Here is a 20,949-nt window from a genome sequence, read left to right as displayed (position 1 = left end):
CCTTCACCGAACAAGACGCGCTACGGACCGACTTGGTTGAGCCGATCCACGCCCCGATCTTAGGCCCGGGCCCCGGATGCGCGCAGAAGTGGTCTCACCGTCGCGGCAGGTGGGGTTATCCCCCGCCTGAGTTCGGGGGCTGGCCGGATATCGGCGCGGCGCCGAAATTCATAGCGTTCTGGGCATGAACTTCACCGCGCTTCTGGCCAGCGCAGTCCTGGCTCTCGCCCCGGTCCCCCAACTCCAGCAGCTCGTCGACGACGGGGCTGCCTCCACCGCTGTGCTGGCGGTCGGTGCACAGTCCAGTGCCGCCGGACCGATCACACCCGATGCGTATTTCCGGATCGGCAGTGTCACGAAGACGTTCGTCGCGACCGCGGTCCTCCAGCTCGTGGACGAGCAACGGGTCCGCCTCGACGCACCGATCGAGCGGTATCTGCCGGGCGTCGTGCCGGGCGGGCGACGGATCACTGTCCGGCAAGTGCTCGATCACACCAGCGGGATCTACGACTACGCGCATGATCCTGGGTGGTCGACGAACCGCTGGCGTGGCTCTGACCGCTTCCAGCACTACGAGCCTTCACAACTACTGACCGTCGCCTTCAGCCACCCGCCGTACTTCCCACCCGGCACGGGGTGGCACTACTCGAACACCAACTACATCCTGGCCGGACTGCTGATCGAGCGCGTCACGGGCCGCCCGTACGGCGCTGAGATCGTCCGGCGGATCGTGAAACCGCTCGCGCTGACGCATACGAGTCTGCCCGGCGACTGGCCTGGCCTGCCGACCCCGCACGCGCCCGGCTACACCTCGGTCGACGGCAAGCTGGTCGATGCGACGCTGATGAACCCGTCGCTGGACTGGGCAGCCGGCGAGATGATCTCCACGACGGCTGACCTCAACCGGTTCTTCGCTGCGCTCTTCGACGCACGACTGACCAGCAGAGCCGCACTGGCCGAGATGCGGCGCTATGTCCCCGCCACAGGACTCTTCGACTACGGGCTCGGTCTCCAGCGGTTCCGTCTGCCTTGCGGGACCACGGTCGAGGGACACAGCGGCGAACTGCTGGGCTACACGACGTACTCGACTCACTCCGGCGCTACCCACGCAACGCTCTCGTACAACCCGCTCCCAGGTGGCGACGCGTCGAGTGCAGTGATCGGCCTGTTCACGGCGGTCCACTGCGAATGATTGGGCCTGGCCCGGTCGCCTCGCGCAGCCGGGCCAGGCCCAGATCACCAGGCCCAGGTCAGAACGGGCAGGTCGACCGGTATTCCTCGACGGTCGTGCTCGCACCCGGTCCGGGGCAGATGAACTGCTCGTAGCGGGTGTCGTCGTCGACGAAGCGCTTCAGCCAGGAAATGCTGTACTTCGCGACCGTCGTGTTCGGCGAGGTCGGTGCGGAGTGGCTGGCGTTGTTCAGCTCCAGGTACGCCTTGTCGAGGGTGGCCGGCAGGCTGGTGTAGAACGGTTCGGAGTGGCTGCTGACCGGGGCGACGGTGTCGCTCTCGGCCCCCACGACCAGGGTCGGCACGGAGACCTGAGACCAGTTCTTCGTGGTGTTGTAGCCGGCCAGCGGGACGATGGCCTGGAGTGCGGGCCGGTCCTTGGCAGCCTCGAGGGAGCCTCCGCCGCCCATCGAGTGGCCCATCGCACCGAGCCGGCTCGCGTCGATCCGCGACCGGACCGAACTGGTGGTGGTGAGGTAGTCCAGCGCTGCCAGCAACTGGTCACCGCGGCTGGCCGGTGAGTCGTAGCGGGACAGCGTGTCGATGGTGATGATCACGAAGCCCTGCGAGGCCAGCCTGGGCCCGAGCCAGGCGACGCTCGACTGAGTCGCGGTGAAGCCGGGTGAGATGGCGACCGCACCGAACGTGCCTTCGCTCGTACTGGTCGGGTAGTAGATGGTGCCGCCGCCGAAACCGCGGGCCGCGGAGGCCGGGACGGTCACCGTCGCGGTGGCGAAGGCTCCTTGCGGTGCTTCGATGCTGGCATTGGTCGGAGCCGGACCTCGCTCGTACGGATTGACGGCCGTGGGAGCGGCCTGGCCAGTGGCTGGGGTCAGCACAGCGGCGGCGAACAGCGTTGCGAGGAAGATCTGCAGCGGACGGCGACGGAAAGCGCGCACGGCAACTCCTTCGGTGGAACGGGGCGGGGTGAATCGCCTGTCCAGCACCGGCCTACTCGGTGGTAAGGCGACTCACCGCGCCAAGGTAATCACTCGACTACCCTGCGTCAACGCCGAACCACGAAGTAGGCCGATCCGTGCGTGATTCAGGGAAGGATGACCGAACGGGTCAGGCTGCGCGGCTGGTCCGGGTTCAGGCCGAGGGCCAGCGCCTTGGCGACGGCGACGCGCTGGGCTACGACGAGCGAGGCCAGGGGGTCCAGCTCGGCGTGATGAACGATCGTGGCGCCGGTGGCGGCGACGTCGTCCAGGAAGCCGACCGGAGCGTCGCCGAAGATCCACACTCCGCGGCCGGGCTGCGCGATTGCGATCGGACCGTGCCGGTAGTCCATCGCCGGGTAGGCCTCGGTCCACGCCGACGCCGCCTCGCGCTGCTTGAGAGCCGCCTCGTGAGCCAGACCGACGGTCCAGCGGGTGCCGACGTACGTGACCTGCTCGAGCTTGGCCAGCTCGTCCACGTCGATGGTCAGCGCGGTCTGCGCATCCGCAGCGGCCTGCTCGAGATCCTGACCGAGCGATGCGCGCAGGAGCGCCAGCACGGTGGTCGCGAAGCGGGTTTGGACAACGGACTGCTCATCCGCGAAGTCGAGCATGATCGTCTGATCGGCCAGGTCAACGATCGGCGACCCGGGGGTCGCGGTGATCGCCACGGTCGGCAGCTCGGTCGACCGGATCAGGTCGAGCACCTCGGTCGTCGTACCGGAGCGGCTGATTACGACCACGACGTCGTACGAGCGGTCGTTCGGGAACTCCGAACCGGCGAAGGCATCGGTCTCGCCCTGGCCTAGGTCTTCGCGCAGGGCGGCGTAGGCCATCGCCATGAACCAGGAGGTGCCGCAGCCGACTGCTGCGACACGCTGCCCGGCTTTGGGCAAAGCGTCACCGTACTGCGCGAAACTGCTGCCGACCTGACGCCAGAGTTCCGGCTGGGTGGCGATCTCCGCGGTCACGAAAGGGGTCTCATCGGGCGTCTGAGTCATGTCGTCTCCGGACTTGTCATGGTCGAAACTGCTCGAACGTGATCGAATGGTGCCAACCGGCCGCCATCCGGCTGACCGATTCTGTATAGGAGGAGCCCCGGGTGAAGCGTTATGAACGCCTCAACACCTTGCTCGAGTCGCTCGCCGAGAAGGGCGCCATCGACGTCGACGAGCTCGCCGAGCAGTTGCACGTGTCCGCGGCGACCATCCGGCGCGACCTGGACCACCTCGGCAAGCAGCAACTCCTCACCCGGACCCGGGGTGGTGCCGTCGCCAACGCGGTGTCGTACGACCTGCCGCTGCGCTACAAGACTGCGCGTTTCGCTTCGGAGAAGCAGCGGATTGCTCAGGCGGCGGCCACGCTGGTCCGGCGCGGCATGGTGATCGGGATGAACGGCGGTACGACGATCTCCGAGGTGGCGCGCACACTCGCGACCCGCCCGGAGCTGTCCGCCGAGCACGGCGAACCGGCCTTCACCCTCGTCACCAACGCGCTGAACATCGCGAACGAGCTGATCGTCCGGCCGCACGTGAAGATGGTGCTGACCGGCGGTGTCGCCCGGCCGCAGTCCTACGAGATGATCGGGCCGCTGTCGCACCGGATCCTGGCCGACCTGTCGCTGGACATCGCCTTCATCGGCGTCGACGGCATCGACGAGACCGGTGCCACCGCCCACCACGAGGGCGAGGCGAACATCAACCAGCTGATCGTCAGCCGCGCCGCCAAGGTCGTCGTGGTCGCCGACTCCTCCAAACTCGGCCAGCGTGCCTTCGCCCGGATCTGCGAACTGAGCGAGATCGACACCATCGTCACCGACGCCCAGGCCGACGACAGCCAGCTCGGCATCTTCAAGGAAGCCGGCATCGACGTCATCCGCGCTTAGCCGCATCTCGCCGTACCTCCTGTCCCTAGGTGAGCTCCGCCCCGTCCAGGACGATCATATCTGATTGCGGGCTAGTTGTAATGAGCAGTTTTGCGCAATCTCCGCGCGGGAGGCAAGGAAACGAGACCCAGTGCCGCTAGGCTTCTGGGCAGCATGAGCAGCGCAGCCGCAGAGAATCCTGCAGACCTACGGGAGGGCATCATCGCCACCGGCATCGACCCGACCTCCTGGGCGTACGCCGAGGACTACGTCGGTGAGGACGAAGTCGTCACCGGTGCCCGGGCGAGCGCTGCCGATTTCGGGGTGACCGCGATCGGGCCCGGCTCGGCCGCCGCCCTGAGCCTGCTGGCCGCCACCGTCGGCGCCAAGGCCGTCGTCGAGATCGGCACCGGCACCGGCGTCTCCGGCCTGGCCCTGCTCCGCGGCATGCGCACCGACGGCACCCTGACCACGGTCGACCTGGACGCCGAGAACCAGCGCCTGGCCCGCAAGACCTACCTGGACGCCGGCATCACCTCGAACCGCTTCCGCCTGATCGCCGGCGCCGCCCTCGACGTCGTCACCCGCCTCACCGACGGCCACTACGACCTGGTCTTCTGCGACGCCGACCGCCGCGAGAACACGGCGTACCTGCACGAGGCCCTCCGCCTGCTGCGCCCCGGCGGCATCGTCGTCTTCGCCGGCATCCTCACCGCCGGCCGAGTCCCCGACCCGGCCCACCGAGACCCCGAAACCACCGCGCTCCGCGACCTCATCCGAGCGGTCCGCGAGGACGACGACCTCGTCTCCGCCCTCCTGCCCACCTCCGAAGGCCTCCTCACCGCCACCAAACGCCTCGGCTGACCATTCCGCGACGGATCACGACTGGCTACCGCCTTGCCAGGCGTGAGCGACCAGACGATTCGGCTGGCACTCGAACAGCTCAGGGACGAAGGAAAGATCAAGTCGACGGGCGCGGGTCGAGGCGCGGTTTGGGTCCGCATCCCCGATCCCAGCTGACGGCCTGCTCAGTCAGCCGGGGAAGGTGACCTCGATGCCGACCCAGGGGTCGGGCTTACGGCGGACTGCGTACCAGGCTCGGGCTAGGCGGGCCAATGGGTTCTTGCGAGCCATCAGGCGGTAGGCGTGCTTGGTCTCTTCGCGGTCGAGGACCCGGGCGGCGCCCTCCAGACTGTCGGCGTCTGGAGGGATTGTGCCGACGGAGTTGCAGGGAGCGACGACAACGTGGGCGTCGTTGCGCAGGCGCTTGAGCTTGCCGGTGTTCGAGTAGCTGAGAATGTAGAGCCTGCCGTTGCTGACCACGCCGCCGACTGGCGTGGCCACTGGCCTGCCGTCCTTGCGGAAGGTGGTCAGGAGCACGTTGCTGCTCTTAGCGATCCGGTCGATTGCGGTAGTGATCACGGGTGGCCTGCCTGGAGGGTGAAAGGGATGCCGGTGAGCTCTTCGGACTGGGCCCAGAGCGTGGCCGGGTCGGCGGTGGTTCGGGGCGGCTTCACGATGACGGGTGGGCCGAAGGCGCCGTACCGGGGGCCGTAGTACTGGCCGCCGCGAGCCTTTGGATCGGTCGCGGCAGCGAGCGCTGGTCGCGCGCCACGGTCTTTGCCTTGGATCGGTACGGCGAGCCGGATCCGGGCGGCCTGATTGATCCCAGGGCGCGCCGGACTGAAGGCATCGATGCTCAGGCCGGGGTGAGCAGCGACGGATCGGACGTTCACTCCGGCAGCGCGCAGCCGCCGATCGAGCTCGGCAGCGAAGATCAGTACGGCGTGCTTCGACTGGGTGTAGGCCTTCTGCTGCGAGTAGGCGGATCGCTCGACCTGCAGATCCTCGGGATCGAACTTGACCGCCTTCGTCATGATGCTGCCCACCGGCACCACCCGGCTGCCCGGGGTCGCGGCGAGGATCGGCATCGTGAGCGCGGTCAGCGCGAAGTGGCCGAGATGATTGGTGCCGAAGGCAACTTCAAACCCATGCCGCGTCGTACGGCGCTCCATGCCGGCGTTGACACCGGCGTTGTGGATCAGCCCGTCGAGGCGGTCGAGACCGGTGAGCTGATCGGCGGCAGCAGCCACCGAATCGAGGTCGGCGAGATCCAGGGGCACTAGCGCAGCCACCTCCCGGCCGACTTGGCCCCGGATGGCGGCGGCAGCAGCCTGAGCACGCTCGGCGTTCCTGGCGAGGATCACCACGTCGGCGCCGGCCGCGGTCAGCTGCTCGGAGATGAAGTAGCCGATACCGGCATTGCCACCAGTCACGGCGTACGTCCGGCCCGTCAGATCAGGAAGGCTCATCGGGTCACCGTGCCGAGCAGCATGGTGTGGAGCGCATCGCGTGCGGCATCTACAAAGGGCTCCTGCAACGCGGTCAGCTCAGGCGGCAACTGGACATCGGCCAGCAGCGACTCGGTGGCCCGCGTCTGCGCCCAGAGCGCGCCGGTGAGCAAGGTGGCGCGACTGGCGAACTGAGCCACAACCGCTTCATCCTTGGCCGCGAGCTCCGGTACGGCGCGGGTCAGGATGCCGGTGAGTCGCACGAGATTCGCCAGCGAGTCCCGCTTGAACGCCAGCGCTGTCTCCGCGCTGATCTTCCGCTCGAGCACCACGGCCTGCGCACTGATCAGCTCACAGAAGTGTGGATGTGCCGCCAGACTGCGGGCCCAGGCATCGGCGGCAGTCTCGATCTGCCGCTCGACACCGACCCGGCCATTGGATGCCGGTAGCAACGGATCGAGGTCGTCGAGCCAGCCTGCGGTCTCGGTGTGCACGAGCTCGAGCAGAACAGCTTCGCGCGACTCGAAGTAGCGCAGCACATTGGAGGCGGCCAGACCGACCCGCCGGCCGAGGCCGTTCAGCGTGATCTCGGTGAGCGGCATCTCGGCCAGCATCTCCCGGGCTGCTGCCACGATCTCGGCCTGCCGGGCGGTCCGCTGCTCCTCGGTCCGGGCGCGCTGGAAGTTCGTCATACCACCACTGTACTCGATAAGAGAGTGCTATTCTCTTATTAACAGAACATCATTCTCTTATCTGGAGGAGCTGACATGAACCTCACGACAGAACGGGTCACCTTCGAATCGGCCGGCGAGACCCTGGTCGGCGTACTGCATCTCCCGGCTGCACCGCGGGCCGATCGGCTGCCCGCGGTCGTCGTGGCCGGTGCTTGGGGCACAGTGAAGGAGCAGATGGCCACCGGCTACGCCCGCGAGATGGCCGCGCGCGGTTTCGCCGCCCTCGCGTTCGACTTCCGCAGCTGGGGCGAGAGCAGCGGCAGCCCGCGGTCGATGGAGGACCCGCTGGCCAAAGCAGCAGACATCGCCGCGGCCGCCGCCTTCCTGGCCGACCGCGACGACGACGACGCCAACGCGATCGGCGGGCTCGGCATCTGCGCCGGGAGCGCCTACCTGGCCACCGCAGCGACCCAGTCGGACCTGATCAAGTCGGACGCTCTCATCGCCCCCGCCCTACCCAGCCGCGAGACGACCAGGGCAACGCTCGGCGGACAACCCGGTGTCGACGCGCTGCTAGCGATGGCTCACGCCGCCGATGGAGAGCAGCTGGTCCCGGCTGTAGAGCCCCCGGGCGGCGACTACTACGGCAGCCCCGGCCGCGGTGCCATCCCCGAGTGGGACAACACCTTCAATCCCAAGTCCTGGCTGGCCTGGCTCCAGTACGACGCTCAAGCATCAGCTGCTCACCTCACCAAGCCACTGGCGATTGTGCACAGCTCCGCGGCAGCCAGCCCGGAGAGCGTCCCCGAGTTCGTCGCGAAGGTCCCCGGTCCGGTCGAGGAGCTATGGCTCGACGACGTCACCCAGTTCGACTTCTACGACCAGCCCGCCCCGATGAAGATCGCATCGGACACCGCAGCTCACCACCTCGAGCGGACGCTCCGGTGAAGGCCGACGTACCGGTCCTGTCCATGACACGGGAGCCGGAGGCACCACTCGATCCCCCAAGCCAGTACGGCGGGTTCCGGCGGGAGGCCCCGATCACGCGGATCTCGCTTGGGCCGGGTGCTCCGACGGCCTGGCTGGTGACGCGGTGGGAGGACGCACGCGCCGTACTGGCGAACCCGGCGACCAGCACCGACCTGTCGCGGCCGGGGTATCCGTCGCGGACTCCGATGAGCATGCCGCCAGGGTTCTTCCTGTTCCAGGACAACCCGATCCACGACGTGTTCCGCAAAGTGCTGACGCGCGAGTTCATGGTCAAGCGGATCGAGGCGCTGCGGGAGGCGACCGCACGGATCTTCGACGGGCTGATGGACGAGCTGGTCGTGCATAGGCCAGTGGCGGACCTTGTGGAGGCGGTCGCGCTGCCGCTGCCGTCGCTGGTGATCAGTGAGCTGCTGGGCGTGCCGTACGAGGACCATGTCTTCTTCCAGGAGCACTCGAAGGTGCTCATCGACAACACGGTGACAGGTGCCCAGAAGGCCGCGGCACAAGGCGCATTGGGCGACTATCTGGAGACGCTGGTCGAGCGGCGCCGCAAGGAGCCTCGCGACGACCTCATCACCCGGCTGGGCCAGCAGGTCGATGCAGGGACGTTCACGACCCGGGACGCCGCCGATGTCGGCGCGTTCCTGTTGTTCGCCGGCCACGAGACCACCGCCAACATGATTGGCCTCGGCGTGCTCGCGCTCCTCGAACACCCCGACCAGCTCCCCCGCCTGTACGCCGGCAAGGCTGAGCTTGCGACGGCGATCGAGGAACTGCTGCGCTACCTGACCATCGCGCAGTCCGGTCTGGCCCGAGTGGCGATCGAGGACTTCACCGTCGACGAGACGACCATCCAGGCCGGCGACGGGCTGATCATCATGCTCAACTCCGCCAACCGCGACGAGGCGATCTTCTCCGCCACCGCCGACGAGCTGGACCTGGGCCGCGCCAACGCCCGTCAGCACGTCGCCTTCGGCTACGGCATCCACCAGTGCCTCGGGCAGCCGCTGGCTCGGATGGAGCTGCAGGTCGTGCTGCCGGAGCTCTTCCGCCGACTACCGAACCTCCGCGTCGCGGACCGACAAGAAGTGATCTACAAGCCCCACGCGGCGGCCTATGGGCCGGCGCTCCTCCCCGTCACTTGGTAGAAGGGATCAGCAGATGCAGGTAGCAGTAGATGTTCCGAAGTGTGTCGCATCCGGGCAGTGTGTCCAGATCGCTCCCGAGGTCTTCGACCAGCGGGACGACGACGGCATGGTCGTCCTACTGGACGAGGCACCGCCTCCGGCCGAGCACGACAGCGTCCACGAGGCCGCGCTGGTCTGTCCGGCTGCCGCCTTCCTGGTGACCGCTTAGGTGGTGAGGCGGGCCAGTTCGGTGGTCAGGTCGTTGAAGGGGTCTGTGAGCGGGTCTATCAGCTCGTAGTGGCCGCAGTCGAGGATTTGGTGGAAGCGGGCTGTCGGGTGGGCGGTGAAGTAGGACTCTGCTACCCGGAGCGGGACGACTGTGTCTTGGAGGCCGTGGAGGATGGACACCGGAGCGATGGGAGCCGGGAGGTGGACCGGGTCGAGGTCGTTGCGGACTCCGCTGCCGATGAAGGCCTGTACGGCGCTGTCGCCGATCATCAGCTGGTCTGCCAGCAGGAGGTCGGCCACCGGGGCTAGCGCAACCACTCCGCGCAGGCGGACCGGGTTGAGCGTGGCTGCGGCCCAGAGGACCAGCTGACCGCCTGCGGAGTGGCCGACCAGCACGTACCCGTCCTGTACGTCGACCAGGTCGGGGAGCACGTCGAGCGCCGTACGGATGTCTGTTGTGGTGGTGTCGGGGTCGCCGGGGACGCGGCGGTACTCGAGCGAGGCGACGGGCCAGCCCAGGTCGGCGAGGGCTGCGCCCAGGGAGCGGGCGTGCTTGCGGTCGTACTCGGGTCGCCAGAAGCCGCCGTGGACGTAGACGACCAGGGGGCGGGGGTTCTTGGCGTGCCAGTGGTCGATCACCTGGTCCGCATGGTCGCCGTACCGGAGCTCCTCGTCGGGCTCACGGGCCTCGCGGGTCAGTACCGATCGGTCCTCGCTCATGCAGACCTCCCGAGATAGGTCAGTGCGTTCGTGGACAACAACTTCTGCTGCTGGTCCGCGGTCAGGAAGCCGGCTTTTCGTACCACCTCCCCGACGGGTCGCTCACCCAGCGGATAGGGATAGTCACTGCCGACCAGTACCCGGTCTTCTCCCAAGGTATCGACAAGGAGCCGCAAAGGCGCTGATTCGAACACCACTGTGTCGACGAAGAACCGATCCAGATAGTGGGAAGGTGGGTGCTCAGAGCAACCGCGCACGATGTCGCCGCGCCGATTCCAGGCGTTCTCCAGCCGGCCGAGCCAGAACGCGAAGCTCCCGCCGCCGTGGGCGAAACAAATTCGCAGCGACTCCGGCAGTACGTCGAACGCGCCGCCGAGGATCATCGCGATGATCGACAGATGCGTCTCGGCGGGCATCCCGGTCAGCCAGCGCGCCATCCAGCGATCGAGCCGCGGCCCGCCCGGCATGTCCCACGGGTGCACGAGGACCGGCGTTCCGGTCTCGGCGCAGTGCTTGAGGAAGGCAACGATTCCGGCGTCGTCGAGGTCCTTGTCGCCGACATGGTTGCCGATCTCGACACCGACATGACCGTTGGCCAGGCTGCGGTCGAGCTCAGCACAGGCCGCGTCCGGATCTTGCAGCGGAACCTGACAGAACGGCACGAATCGCTCGTCGCCTGCCAGCGTTTCGAGCGTGCGGTCGTTGAAGATCCTTGCCAGCTTGACCGCCTGATCCGCCGGACGGTCGTAGCCGAAGAAGACCGGCGTCGGTGACACCACCTGCAGGTCGATGCCGTCGGCATCCATATCTTCACGCCGTACGGCGGTGTCCCAGGCCTGCGGGCCGACCGGCCGGAACTCGGTCTCGCCGACCATGATCATCGCGGCCCGCTCGGAGTCCACCCGCAGCCACGGCCATCCCTCGCCCCCACAGGCGGCCGCGAGGTCCGGCCAGCCCTTGGGAACCAGGTGGGTGTGAACGTCTACGGTCACTTACGCCTTGCCTGGGTGGATCGTCCCGCACTCCGGGCAGGTGCGCGCCTCTTCGCTCTCATAGAAGGCCGCGAAGACCGGCGGAAGGTCGGCGACGATGTCGGTCACCTGGAGCTCGACCTCATGCACGATCGCGCTGCACTCTCCGCAGTACCAGCGAAACTTCTCCAGCGTGCCGGGCTCGCGGACTCGCTCGATCACCAAGCCGATCGAGTCCGGACCCCGCTGCGGAGAGTGCGGCATGTTGCGCGGCAGCACCCACATCTCCCCCGCATTGACCTCAACGGTCTCCGGACCATCCTCGGTCATCACGTTGACCCGCAGCTCGCCCTTGATCTGGTAGAAGAACTCCTCGTACGGATCGACATGGAAGTCGGTGCGCTGATTGGGGCCGCCGACAACCATCGTGATGAAGTCGTCCCCGGTCGGGAACATCTGCTTGTTGCCGACCGGCGGCTTCAGCAGATGCTTGTTCTCCTCGATCCACTCCGGAAAGTTCGTCGACTTCATGGGATCACTCCTTAGCCGGGCTGTGTCCGTGAGGGATGGCCGCTACGGCCTGAATCTCGATCAGCAACTGGGGGTGTGGAAGCTGATGAACGGCCACAGTCGTCCTCGCCGGGCCGTCCTCTGTAAAGAATTCTGCGTAGACCTCGTTGTACCCACCGAAGTCGTTCATCGACACCAGGTAGGTCGTGACGCTGACCAGGTCTTCCAGCCCGGCGCCGACCGCTTCGAGGATGTCGCGGATGTTCTCCAGTACGGCGCGCGTCTGCTCGCGAATGTCGAGCGTGGTCGTGCCCAGCTCGTCGACCGCTGCGCCCGCAATCGTGTTGTCGGGCCGGCGACTGGAGGTGCCGGACACGAACGCGAACCCGCCTGACACCTTCACATGCGGGAACCGGCCGCGCGGTTTCGCCTTACCAGGAACGACTGTCATGACAGCTCCACGCAGACGTTGGTCGGTTCGGAGTAGAAGTCGAAGGAGTGCCTGCCGCCTTCGCGTCCGACGCCACTCAGCTTCATGCCTCCGAACGGTGTGCGGAGGTCGCGGACGAACCAGGTGTTGACCCAGACCAGGCCGACCTCAAGGGCCGCCCCGGCACGATGGGCCCGACCGACATCGCGGGTCCAGACTGTTGCCGCGAGCCCGTAATCACTGTCGTTGGCCAAGGCAAACGCTTCGTCTTCGGTGTCGAACGGCGCGATGTGACAGATCGGCCCGAAGACTTCTTCGCGGTTGGTCCGGGCATCCGCGGGCAAGCCCGTGACGACGGTCGGTTGCACATAGCAACCACCGTCGCGGGCGTCGCCGAACGTCGGAACGCCACCACCCGCCAGTACGTCGGCTCCTTCGGCGCGGGCGAGGTCGTAGTACGAGAGAACTTTGTCGCGGTGCTGTTGGGAGATCAGCGGCATGTTCGCGGTCGCCTCGTCCGACGGCCAGCCGTAGGTGAGCTCGCTGGCGCGGGATGCGAGTCGGGCGCAGAACTCGTCGTACACGGGGCGTTCGACGTACAGGCGTTCGGTGCAGAGACAGACCTGGCCGCCGTTGGTGAAGGTGGAGCGGACCGAACCTTCGACGGCCGCGTCCAAGTCGGCGTCGGCGAAGATCAGGCCGGCATTCTTGCCGCCGAGCTCGAACGAGACCGACTTGACCCGCTCCGCGGCCACCTTGGCGATCGCCGTACCGGTCGCGGATTCGCCGGTGAAGGTGATCGCGTCGATGCCGGGGTGGCGGGTCAGGAACTCGCCGGCGGACGAGGGTCCGAGGCCGTGCACGAGGTTGAAGACGCCGTCGGGTACGCCGGCCGCTGCCATCACCTCGGCGAGAACGGTCGCGGACGACGGGGTTTCCTCGGACGGCTTCACGATCACTGCGTTGCCGCAGGCCAGGGCCGGGGCGACCTTCCAGGTCAGCAGGAGGAGCGGGAGATTCCACGGTACGACGATCGCGACGACACCGACCGGTTTGCGGACGGCGTAGTTCAGCGCGCGGCGGCCGTCCGCAAGAGTGGTGGTGTAGGACTCGGTCGGGGTGGTGGTCGCGAAGTCGGCGAAGGCGCGGAAGTTGGCCGCGCCGCGCGGGATGTCGAGGGTGCGGGCCTGACTGATCGACTTGCCGGTGTCGCCGACCTCAGCCGCGACCAGGTCGTCGAAACGCCGCTCCAGCTCGTCTGCGACCCGCCGCAGGACATTCGCCCGCTCCTGCTCCCCCATGCGCCCCCAGGGACCTTTGAGAGCGCTGCGGGCCGCATCCACCGCCGCGTCCACGGTGGACTCGTCGGCCTCGCATACCTCGAAGATCTGCGCCCCTGTCACCGGACTCACCTTGGCGAACCGTTGAGGCGAGTCGACGAAGGAGCCACCGACGAAGTGCTGCAGCAGACCGACAGAGGTGGGCTGGCCGGTGAGCAGCTCTGGGGTCCACAACGTCATCGACGTCTCCTCAACAGCTTCAGCAGAACCAGACCGAGCCCGGCCGCGGCCAGACCGACGTACTGGTGTTGGCGACGGACCCTGCGCTGCACCTCGGCGTACGGGGTGGTGCTGAAGGACACCAGCTCGTAGCGGGAGATGTACCGGCCCGGGAGGAGGCGCTCCAGCGTGTGCTCCACCTGCTTCGTCAGGCGGAAGAGAGGGGACGCCACCTTGTCGCGCATCTCGATGAAGTTGTTCAGCGCCATGTCGGCGATCGCTTCGGTGTTCTCGCGGCGGCGTGCTTCGAAGAGCGGCAGGGCGCGGGCCCACGATCCACCTGTTTCGTCGAGACAGCGGTCCAGTTCCACCACGTCCTCGAACGCGCAGTTCGCGCCCTGGCCGTAGAACGGGACTATGGCGTGCGCCGCGTCACCGATCAGCCCGGTGCGCCCGTGCGCCTGCCAGGGCAGCGTGTGGACCGTGCCGAGCACGCCCACCGGGTTGTGCAGGTAGTCATCGACCAGATCCGGTGCCAGCGGGACCACATCCAGGTAGTGCTCACTGAAGTACGTCGTGACTGCGTCTGCTGTGGTCAGTGCATCGAAAGACCCGGCTGGCCAGAACAAGGTGCAGGTAAACGAGCGGTCCGGGTTCGGCAGGGCGATCATCATCGACGTGCCGCGCGGCCAGATGTGCAGCGCACCAGGGTCGAGCGCGAACTCCCCATCGACCGCAGGGATCGACAGCTCCTTGTACCCGTAGTCCAGGAAGTCGACGTCCTCGGCAACGATGCCCTCAGCAAGCAACTGCTCCCGCACGGCGGACCCGGCGCCATCTGCACCCAGAATCACATCAGCTGTCGCAGAGACCTTCCCCGACGGCGTCTGGAACACCATCCGACCCGCCGCAGAGTCCAGCTCACACAGCCGGTGTTCGAACTCCACCGACACACCCTTGGCGGCCGCCGCTGCAGTGAGCAGCGCGTTGTTCAGTGCGCCCCGGCTGATCGAGTTGATCGCCCTGTCACCACTGACGGAGTACTGGTGGAAGTCGAGCGCTCCGGCGACCGGGTGGATCATCCGGCCCTTCATCGGCAGTGCATCCGCCATCACAGTCGCATCCAGCCCGATCCGCCGCAGCGCGTCCAGACCACGCTCGGAGATCGCCAGGTTGATCGACCGGCCGCGGTCCGCCGTACCGACGCGTGGATCCGGACGACGCTCGTACAGGGTCACTGTCAGCCCGCGGCGGGCCAGATAGCAGGCCAGCAGACTGCCGGTCAGCCCGGCTCCGACGATCGCAACCTTCATCCCGCTATCACCTCGGCCAGCGCTGCCGCTGCGCGCCAGCAGTCGTGGTACGTCGAATACAGCGGCACCGGCGCCAGTCGCAGTACATCTGGCTCGCGAGCATCCGCGATCACGCCGTACTCGAACCGTAGCCGCTTGGACAGCTCACCGGCCGTGAGCGCTCCCTCGATCCGGAGCGACAGCTGCGCGCCCCGGCGAGCTGGGTCGGTCGGTGTGATCACCTGCAGCGGCACATCTGCCAGGAGCTTCTCCAGGTACGCCGTCAGTCGCAGACTGCGCTCCCGCAGCACTCCGATGCCGATGCGGTCGAAGATCTCGAGCGAGGTGCGCACTGGGCTCAGGGAGAAGATCGGTGGGTTCGACACCTGCCATGCATCCGCCGACGCGGGTGGCCGGGACTCCGGTGCCATCTCAAACCGGGTAGCGGCGTCAGTGCTCCACCAGCCCTCGAACCGCGGCCGATCACCGCCCAGATGCCGCTCGTGCACGAACGCACCGGCCAGGGAGCCTGGCCCGGAGTTCAGGTACTTGTACGAGCACCAGGCGGCGAAGTCCACGCCCCACTCGTGCAACTGCAGCGGCACGTTGCCCACTGCGTGCGCCAGGTCCCAGCCGACGACCGCACCGGCTCGTTGACCAGCCGCTGTGATTGCCGGGATGTCCATGAGCTCACCGGTCAGGTAGTTGACTCCGCCGAGCAGCACCAGTGCGACGTCATCCCCGAGCCGATCGACGACGTCCGCCGTACGGAGGGTGTGTTCGCCCGGTCTGGGCGTCAGACGGACGACAGCATCGTCGTACCCGTGGAAGCGGGCTTGGGACTGCACTGCGTAGCTGTCCGACGGGAAGGCCGAGTCCTCGATCAGGATGCGATAGCGCGACGCTGTCGGCCGGTAGAACGACACCATGAGCAGGTGGAGGTTGACCGTGAGCGAGTTCATCGCCACGGTCTCGCTGGGCAGCGCACCGACGAGTCGAGCCGCCGGTCCGGTCAGCAGCTCGTGATACGGCAGCCAGGGCCGCTCGCCCTCGAGGTGTCCCTCGACCCCTAGCGCGGCCCAGGAGTCGAGGTCCTCGAGCAGCTCGGTCCGGGTCGCCTTCGGGCGGAGTCCGAGCGAGTTCCCAGCGAAGTACGCGACCTCCCGGTAGCGGCCCTCGGACGCCGTCGGGATGTCGAACAGCTCGCGGTGGCCCGGGTCGGCGGCGTCCAGTGCGCGTGCCTCCGCCTCCGGGCTCATGCCTCGGCGACCTCCGGCTCCGCAGCAGCCTTGACGGCGGGCGGCTCGACCACCTGCCCCTTGCCGAGCACTGTGACACCGCCCTTGGACACTGTGAAGCCACGCTGCCGGTCGTAGTCCGGGTCGATCCCGATCTCGACACCTGGCGGGATGACGACATTCTTGTCCAGGATGACGTTCTTCAGCACCGCACCGGCGCCGATAGTGCAGTTGTCCATGATCACCGCGCGCTCGACCTTCGCCCCGGCGCCGACCTTGACGTTGGAACCGAGCACCGAGTGGTCGACGGTCGCACCGGACACGATCGAGCCCTGGCAGATGATCGACTCGCTGACGGTCGCGTTGTCGGTGAACTTCGCACCGGGCAGCTGCGGGTGCGAGGTGAAGATCGGCCAGTCCGAGTTGTAGAGGTTGAACACAGGCTGGATGGAGACCAGATCCATGTGCGCCTCGTGGTACGAGTCCAGTGAACCGACGTCGCGCCAGTAGGAGCGGTCCCGGTCGAGCGCACCGGGCACGTCGTTGTCCTTGAAGTCGTAGACCCCGGCCTTGCCCTCGGCAACCAGCATCGGGACGATGTCGCCGCCCATGTCGTGCCGGGACGCCGGGTTGGCAGCGTCCTTGCGCAGCGCCTCCACCAGGACGTCGGCGCTGAACACGTAGTTGCCCATCGACGCGAACGTCTCGTCCGGCGAGTCCGGCAGCCCAGGCGGGTCGGCCGGCTTCTCCAGGAACTCAGCGATCGTGTGGCCGTCGTCTGCGGTCTTGATGACGCCGAACTCCGACGCCTCGGACCGCGGCACCCGGATGCCCGCCACGGTGACCCCGTTGCCGCGGGCGATGTGGTCGGCCACCATCTGGGAGGCGTCCATCCGGTACACGTGGTCCGCACCGAACACCACGATGATGTCGGGTTTGGCGTCGTTGATCAGGTTCATCGACTGGTAAATGGCATCTGCGCTGCCCTGGTACCACTGCGGACCCAGCCGCTGCTGGGCCGGCACACAGGTGACGTAGTTGCCCAGGAAGGTGGACATCCGCCAGGTGATCGTCACATGCCGGTCCAGCGAGTGCGACTTGTACTGCGTCAGCACACAGAGACTGCGGATCCCCGCATTCACCAGGTTGGACAGCACGAAGTCGATCAACCGGTAGCTGCCGCCGAAGGGCACAGCCGGTTTGGCCCGGTCAGCCGTCAGCGGCATCAGCCGCTTCCCCTCACCACCGGCCAGGACAATTCCGAGAATCTTGGGCGCCTTTGCCATGTCCGCACCTTAGCCGCCGTTGTGCGGGTGCATAAGCAGTTGCGAGTGTCGCGAGACTGGAAGCATGCCGACGCTCATCACGCCGACCGTTGCTGTTCACCGCTCGTTCCTGGTTGCCTGGGACGAGTTCGGGGCCGACAGCCGCTGGATGGGCGCCCGCTCGGTGGTGTCCGGCGTACCGGAGTGGACGCGGGAGCAGCTCGCCGATCCGGCCGCATTTTCCGCGATGGTGGCGGCTATAGCGAGCGAGGCTGTTGCTGGGACCGCACTCGGTCCGGAGATGCTGCCGCAGACAGTGCTCTGGTACGTCGACGGCTCGGAATGGCTCGGTCGGTTGTCGATCCGGCACCAGCTCGGCCCGGCCTTCGCCGAGGTCGCGGGACACATCACGTACGGCGTCAGGCCGTCGTACCGGCGTCGTGGATACGCGACTGCGATGCTGCGCGAGTCTCTGCCGGTCGCTGCGGCGCTTGGCATCGACCCTGCCCGGGTGACCTGTCTGGTGGACAACGTGGGATCGCAGAAGGCCATTGAGGCGGCTGGAGGCGTGCTCCAGGACGAGTACGAGGGCAAACTGCGCTACTGGGTGGCTACCGGGCGTGCGTAAGACTGGAGGGGTGCCCACTCTCGTCGAACCCACTGTCGCCGTCCACCGCTCGTTCCTGCTCGCCTGGGACGAGTTCGAGCCGGAGGTGCAGAGCCGATGGATGGGCGCGGAGACATACATCGGTGGCGAGACGGAGCGCTGGGACCGCGAGCAGCTCGCCGAGCCGGCCGAGTTCGAGCGCTTCGTGGCCGAGACCCGCGGCTCCGCCGACCCGGACGCCGTACTGGCCGATGGAATCGTTCCGTACACCAGCCTGTGGTTAGTCGACGGTGACGAGTGGCTGGGCCGCCTGTCGCTGCGCCACGAGCTGACTCCGCCGTTGCTGGAGCTCGGCGGCCACATCGGGTACTGCGTGCGGCCCTCTGCCCGCCGACGCGGCTATGCGACCCAGATGCTCGTCCAGTCGCTGCCGGTGGCCGCGAGGCTGGGCATCGACCCCGCGCTGCTGACCTGCGACGCGGACAACGACGCGTCGCGCCGGGTCATCCAGGCGGCCGGTGGTGAGTTCGAGGACGAGCGACACGGGAAGCTGCGGTTCTGGGTCGCTACGCACACGTCCTGATGACTTATCGTCGGACGTTATGAAGGTCGCCATTCTGACGCGTGAGTTTCCTCCGGACGTGTACGGCGGAGCGGGGGTGCATGTCGACTTCCTGGTGCGCGAGTTGCGCCGGCTGCTCGACGTTGACGTGCACTGCATGGGTGAGCCGCGTCTCGGCGCGACCGCCCACTCCGAGGACGACCCGCGGATCCCGGGCGCCAACGCCGCACTGCGGATCCTCTCCACCGACCTGACCATGACTGCGGCTGTCGGCGACGCTCAGCTCGTGCACTCGCACACCTGGTACGCCAACATGGCCGGCCACTGGGCCAAGCTCCTGTACGGCGTCCCGCACGTCGTGACGGCGCACTCGCTGGAACCACGCCGGCCGTGGAAGGCCGAGCAGCTGGGCGGTGGCTACCGACTGTCGAGCTGGGCCGAGCAGACGTCGTACGAGGCAGCTGATGCAGTGGTGGCGGTGAGTCGAGGGATGCGGGACGACGTACTGGCCTGCTACCCGTCGATCGACCCAGCCAAGGTGCACGTGATCTCGAACGGGATCGACGCGGACTTCTACCACCCAGACCCGGCGACCCACGTGCTGGAGCGACTTGGGGTCGACCTGAGCCGCCCGTACGTGACGTTCGTCGGTCGCATCACCCGCCAGAAGGGTGTCCCCCACCTGCTCCGCGCGGGGCTGCAGCTGGACCCGTCAGTGCAGCTTGTGCTGCTGGCCGGTGCAGCCGACACGGTCGAGCTCAAGGCCGAGACCGACGCGCTGATCGACGACCTGAAGGCAGCGCGCGACGGTGTCTTCGTGGTGTCGGAGATGCTGCCGCGCGAAGAAGTCCGGCAGGTGCTCACCCACGCGCTGGCGTTCTGCTGCCCGTCCATCTACGAGCCGCTCGGCATCGTCAACCTCGAAGCGATGGCCTGCGAGACCGCCGTCGTCGCCAGCGCGGTCGGCGGCATCCCCGAGGTCGTCAACGACGGCGAAACCGGGACCCTGGTCCGCTACGACGAGACCGACATCGACACCTTCGAGCGCGACATTGCCGCCGGCATCAACGAACTCGTCGCCAACCCGGCCAAGGCCGCGGCGATGGGCAAGGCGGGTCGTGCCCGGGCGGTCTCGGAATTCGGTTGGGACGCCGTCGCCGAGCGGACGGTCGAGCTGTACAACAGCCTGCTGGGGTAGGGATAACCCCCCTTGCAGTTCGGGGGCGAGCACCAATGTGTCGTGCTCGCCCAACGGGTTGGGTAGACACATGAGAACCCGTGCGATGCGCATCATCCCCGTCACCCTCGCCATCGGTGCCTTGATCGCCGCGCCGCTGTCGGCCTTCGCTGCCACCCAACCGTCGCTGGCCCAGGCCGCCGTCGCCGCAGCCACCACCCACGCTCCCCGCGGCGCACTCGTCTCCGCCGAGCAGATCGCCCGCCTGACCGCCGCCGAACTGGACAAGGCCGCGCTCGACAGCGGTTTCGTGGGTGCCCCGAAATCCCGGTACGACGTCACTGTGTACCGGGTCATCTACCGCACCATCGACCCCGAAGGCCGGCCGACGACCGCCAGCGGAATCGTCGTCCTGCCGAACGGCCGCCGGGGTGCGCTGACCGTCGCGGAGTACCTGCACGGCACCACTGCTACCAAGGCCTACGCCGCCTCGGTCTCAGCCGATTCGACCGACCGGCTGATCACCGCACTCTTCGCCGGCACCGGGCTGGCCGCGGTCGCCCCCGACTACCTAGGCCTCGGACTCGGCCCGGGCAAGCACCCCTACATCGACACCAAGACCGAGACCAGCGCCTCGATCGACCTGTTGCTCGCGGCCCGCACCTTCAGCGCCCGGCACGGTGTCACCCTCAAACGCGACGTACTCGTCACCGGCTTCTCCCAGGGCGGCCGCGCCACCCTCGGCGTCGGCCGCGCCCTCACCCGCGGCGAGGCCGGCGCGTTCCGCCTAGGGGACCTCCGCGGCGTAGCCGGCCCCTACGACCTCCTCAACACCGAGCTCCCCGCCGTCTTCGCCGGCCAGGTCGAGCCCCACGTAGCCACGATGTACCTCGCCTACTTCACCACCGCCTGGAACCGCACGGTCGGCCTCTACAACAACCCCCGCGAAGCCTTCCGCCCGCCGTACGCGAAAACGGTCGAAGGCCTGGTGGACGGCACCCACACCGAAGAAGAGATCGCCAACGGCCTCCCCGACACCCCCGCCAAACTCTTCACCAAGGCCTTCTACGCCAAGCTCGAACACCCCACCGGCCGCTTCCGCCAAGCCCTTCGCGAAGCCGACCAGATCTGCCACAACTGGACCTCCCCCGTCCCCCTGCACTTCTACAGCGGCACCAAAGACACCGACGTAGTCCCCGCCAACTCAACCGCCTGCGCCACCGCCCTCCGAGCCCGCGGCACGCAGGTAACAGTCCACTCAATGGGCCCCACCAACCACTTCGCCACCGCCATGACCGCCTACCCCCAAATCCTCCAAACCTGGACCCCCTGACCC

23 protein-coding genes are annotated in these 20,949 nt (G+C 67.5%); 10 read left to right on the top strand and 13 right to left on the bottom strand.

Translation table 11 applies throughout. The annotated features are described in order from the left end of the window. Positions 1-184: 184 nt before the first annotated feature. Complete coding sequence (locus tag E1263_RS16310; RefSeq protein WP_132168165.1) at positions 185-1,192, top strand: serine hydrolase domain-containing protein; 1,008 nt, start codon at positions 185-187, stop codon at positions 1,190-1,192. Positions 1,193-1,250: 58 nt separating this feature from the next. Here E1263_RS16310 and E1263_RS16305 read toward each other — a convergent pair whose 3' ends face one another. Further along, the gene (locus tag E1263_RS16305; protein ID WP_202868913.1) at positions 1,251-2,129 is read right to left on the bottom strand and encodes a poly(ethylene terephthalate) hydrolase family protein; all 879 of its coding nucleotides are present in this window, start codon (positions 2,127-2,129) and stop codon (positions 1,251-1,253) included. Positions 2,130-2,275: 146 nt separating this feature from the next. After that, complete coding sequence (locus E1263_RS16300; protein ID WP_132168164.1) at positions 2,276-3,169, bottom strand: SIS domain-containing protein; 894 nt, start codon at positions 3,167-3,169, stop codon at positions 2,276-2,278. A 101-nt stretch (positions 3,170-3,270) separates the two neighbouring features. Between E1263_RS16300 and E1263_RS16295 the strand changes: the two genes are divergently transcribed. Both E1263_RS16295 and E1263_RS16290 read left to right on the top strand, forming a co-directional pair. Further along, positions 3,271-4,053, top strand: a complete 783-nt coding sequence (locus tag E1263_RS16295; RefSeq protein ID WP_132168163.1) for a DeoR/GlpR family DNA-binding transcription regulator — start codon at positions 3,271-3,273, stop codon at positions 4,051-4,053. Positions 4,054-4,206: 153 nt separating this feature from the next. Further along, entirely contained in the window at positions 4,207-4,896 is a 690-nt protein-coding gene (locus E1263_RS16290) for an O-methyltransferase (protein ID WP_132168162.1), read from the top strand. A gap of 168 nt (positions 4,897-5,064) precedes the next feature. On the opposite strand, the gene E1263_RS16280 is transcribed toward E1263_RS16290, so the two are convergent. From E1263_RS16280 to E1263_RS16270, 3 genes are read right to left on the bottom strand one after another with little or no spacing between them, the layout of a single operon-like run. Next, complete coding sequence (locus E1263_RS16280) at positions 5,065-5,454, bottom strand: PPOX class F420-dependent oxidoreductase (protein ID WP_165956635.1); 390 nt, start codon at positions 5,452-5,454, stop codon at positions 5,065-5,067. Continuing rightward, positions 5,451-6,344, bottom strand: coding sequence for an SDR family NAD(P)-dependent oxidoreductase (locus E1263_RS16275; RefSeq protein ID WP_132168160.1), 894 nt, complete (start codon positions 6,342-6,344; stop codon positions 5,451-5,453). The genes E1263_RS16280 and E1263_RS16275 overlap by 4 nt, the downstream gene beginning before the upstream one ends. Then, positions 6,341-7,015 carry a TetR/AcrR family transcriptional regulator gene (locus E1263_RS16270; protein ID WP_132168159.1) on the bottom strand — a complete coding sequence of 225 codons (675 nt, stop codon included), beginning with the start codon at positions 7,013-7,015 and terminating at the stop codon, positions 6,341-6,343. The genes E1263_RS16275 and E1263_RS16270 overlap by 4 nt, the downstream gene beginning before the upstream one ends. 75 nt (positions 7,016-7,090) lie before the next feature. Between E1263_RS16270 and E1263_RS16265 the strand changes: the two genes are divergently transcribed. The 3 genes from E1263_RS16265 to E1263_RS16255 are packed head-to-tail and all read left to right on the top strand — an operon-like array spanning position 7,091 to position 9,343. Beyond that, positions 7,091-7,945, top strand: coding sequence for an alpha/beta hydrolase (locus tag E1263_RS16265; protein ID WP_132168158.1), 855 nt, complete (start codon positions 7,091-7,093; stop codon positions 7,943-7,945). A gap of 23 nt (positions 7,946-7,968) precedes the next feature. Beyond that, the gene (locus E1263_RS16260) at positions 7,969-9,135 is read left to right on the top strand and encodes a cytochrome P450 (RefSeq protein ID WP_132168157.1); all 1,167 of its coding nucleotides are present in this window, start codon (positions 7,969-7,971) and stop codon (positions 9,133-9,135) included. Between the two features lie 13 nt (positions 9,136-9,148). Beyond that, positions 9,149-9,343, top strand: a complete 195-nt coding sequence (locus E1263_RS16255; protein WP_132168156.1) for a ferredoxin — start codon at positions 9,149-9,151, stop codon at positions 9,341-9,343. On the opposite strand, the gene E1263_RS16250 is transcribed toward E1263_RS16255, so the two are convergent. The 8 genes from E1263_RS16250 to glgC are packed head-to-tail and all read right to left on the bottom strand — an operon-like array spanning position 9,340 to position 17,288. Beyond that, on the bottom strand, positions 9,340-10,062 hold the full coding sequence (locus tag E1263_RS16250; RefSeq protein WP_132168155.1) for an alpha/beta hydrolase family protein: 723 nt from the start codon (positions 10,060-10,062) through the stop codon (positions 9,340-9,342). The two genes, E1263_RS16255 and E1263_RS16250, sit on opposite strands and share 4 nt — an antisense overlap. Beyond that, positions 10,059-11,054 carry an amidohydrolase family protein gene (locus E1263_RS16245; RefSeq protein WP_132168154.1) on the bottom strand — a complete coding sequence of 332 codons (996 nt, stop codon included), beginning with the start codon at positions 11,052-11,054 and terminating at the stop codon, positions 10,059-10,061. Before E1263_RS16245 ends, E1263_RS16250 begins: the two co-directional genes overlap by 4 nt. Then, positions 11,055-11,564 carry a 3-hydroxyanthranilate 3,4-dioxygenase gene (locus E1263_RS16240; protein ID WP_132168153.1) on the bottom strand — a complete coding sequence of 170 codons (510 nt, stop codon included), beginning with the start codon at positions 11,562-11,564 and terminating at the stop codon, positions 11,055-11,057. It abuts the gene before it with no gap. Positions 11,565-11,568: 4 nt separating this feature from the next. Beyond that, a complete protein-coding gene (locus E1263_RS16235) occupies positions 11,569-11,994 on the bottom strand; it encodes a RidA family protein (RefSeq protein WP_132168152.1) in 426 nt (141 codons plus the stop codon). Beyond that, complete coding sequence (locus E1263_RS16230) at positions 11,991-13,493, bottom strand: 2-hydroxymuconic semialdehyde dehydrogenase (protein ID WP_132168151.1); 1,503 nt, start codon at positions 13,491-13,493, stop codon at positions 11,991-11,993. Before E1263_RS16230 ends, E1263_RS16235 begins: the two co-directional genes overlap by 4 nt. Next, positions 13,490-14,785 carry an FAD-dependent oxidoreductase gene (locus E1263_RS16225; RefSeq protein WP_132168150.1) on the bottom strand — a complete coding sequence of 432 codons (1,296 nt, stop codon included), beginning with the start codon at positions 14,783-14,785 and terminating at the stop codon, positions 13,490-13,492. Before E1263_RS16225 ends, E1263_RS16230 begins: the two co-directional genes overlap by 4 nt. Then, positions 14,782-16,023, bottom strand: coding sequence for a kynureninase (gene kynU / locus E1263_RS16220; protein WP_132168149.1), 1,242 nt, complete (start codon positions 16,021-16,023; stop codon positions 14,782-14,784). Before kynU ends, E1263_RS16225 begins: the two co-directional genes overlap by 4 nt. Next, positions 16,020-17,288, bottom strand: a complete 1,269-nt coding sequence (gene glgC, locus E1263_RS16215) for a glucose-1-phosphate adenylyltransferase (protein WP_132168148.1) — start codon at positions 17,286-17,288, stop codon at positions 16,020-16,022. The genes kynU and glgC overlap by 4 nt, the downstream gene beginning before the upstream one ends. Positions 17,289-17,352: 64 nt before the next feature. Between glgC and E1263_RS16210 the strand changes: the two genes are divergently transcribed. The 4 genes from E1263_RS16210 to E1263_RS16195 all read left to right on the top strand — a co-directional run bounded on the left by E1263_RS16210 (position 17,353) and on the right by E1263_RS16195 (position 20,946). Beyond that, positions 17,353-17,895, top strand: a complete 543-nt coding sequence (locus E1263_RS16210; RefSeq protein WP_132168147.1) for a GNAT family N-acetyltransferase — start codon at positions 17,353-17,355, stop codon at positions 17,893-17,895. A 10-nt stretch (positions 17,896-17,905) separates the two neighbouring features. Further along, positions 17,906-18,457 (top strand): GNAT family N-acetyltransferase, encoded by a 552-nt coding sequence (locus tag E1263_RS16205; RefSeq protein ID WP_132168146.1) that lies wholly within the window; start codon positions 17,906-17,908, stop codon positions 18,455-18,457. Positions 18,458-18,476: 19 nt separating this feature from the next. Beyond that, a complete protein-coding gene (gene glgA / locus E1263_RS16200) occupies positions 18,477-19,634 on the top strand; it encodes a glycogen synthase (RefSeq protein ID WP_132168145.1) in 1,158 nt (385 codons plus the stop codon). 70 nt (positions 19,635-19,704) lie between these two features. Continuing rightward, complete coding sequence (locus E1263_RS16195; RefSeq protein ID WP_132168144.1) at positions 19,705-20,946, top strand: alpha/beta hydrolase; 1,242 nt, start codon at positions 19,705-19,707, stop codon at positions 20,944-20,946. Positions 20,947-20,949: the final 3 nt, after the last annotated feature.

This window comes from Kribbella antibiotica (assembly GCF_004349055.1).
GTDB lineage: Bacteria > Actinomycetota > Actinomycetes > Propionibacteriales > Kribbellaceae > Kribbella > Kribbella antibiotica.
Note: the sequence above shows the minus strand (reverse complement) of the source record. Positions and strands in the feature narration are given on the sequence as shown.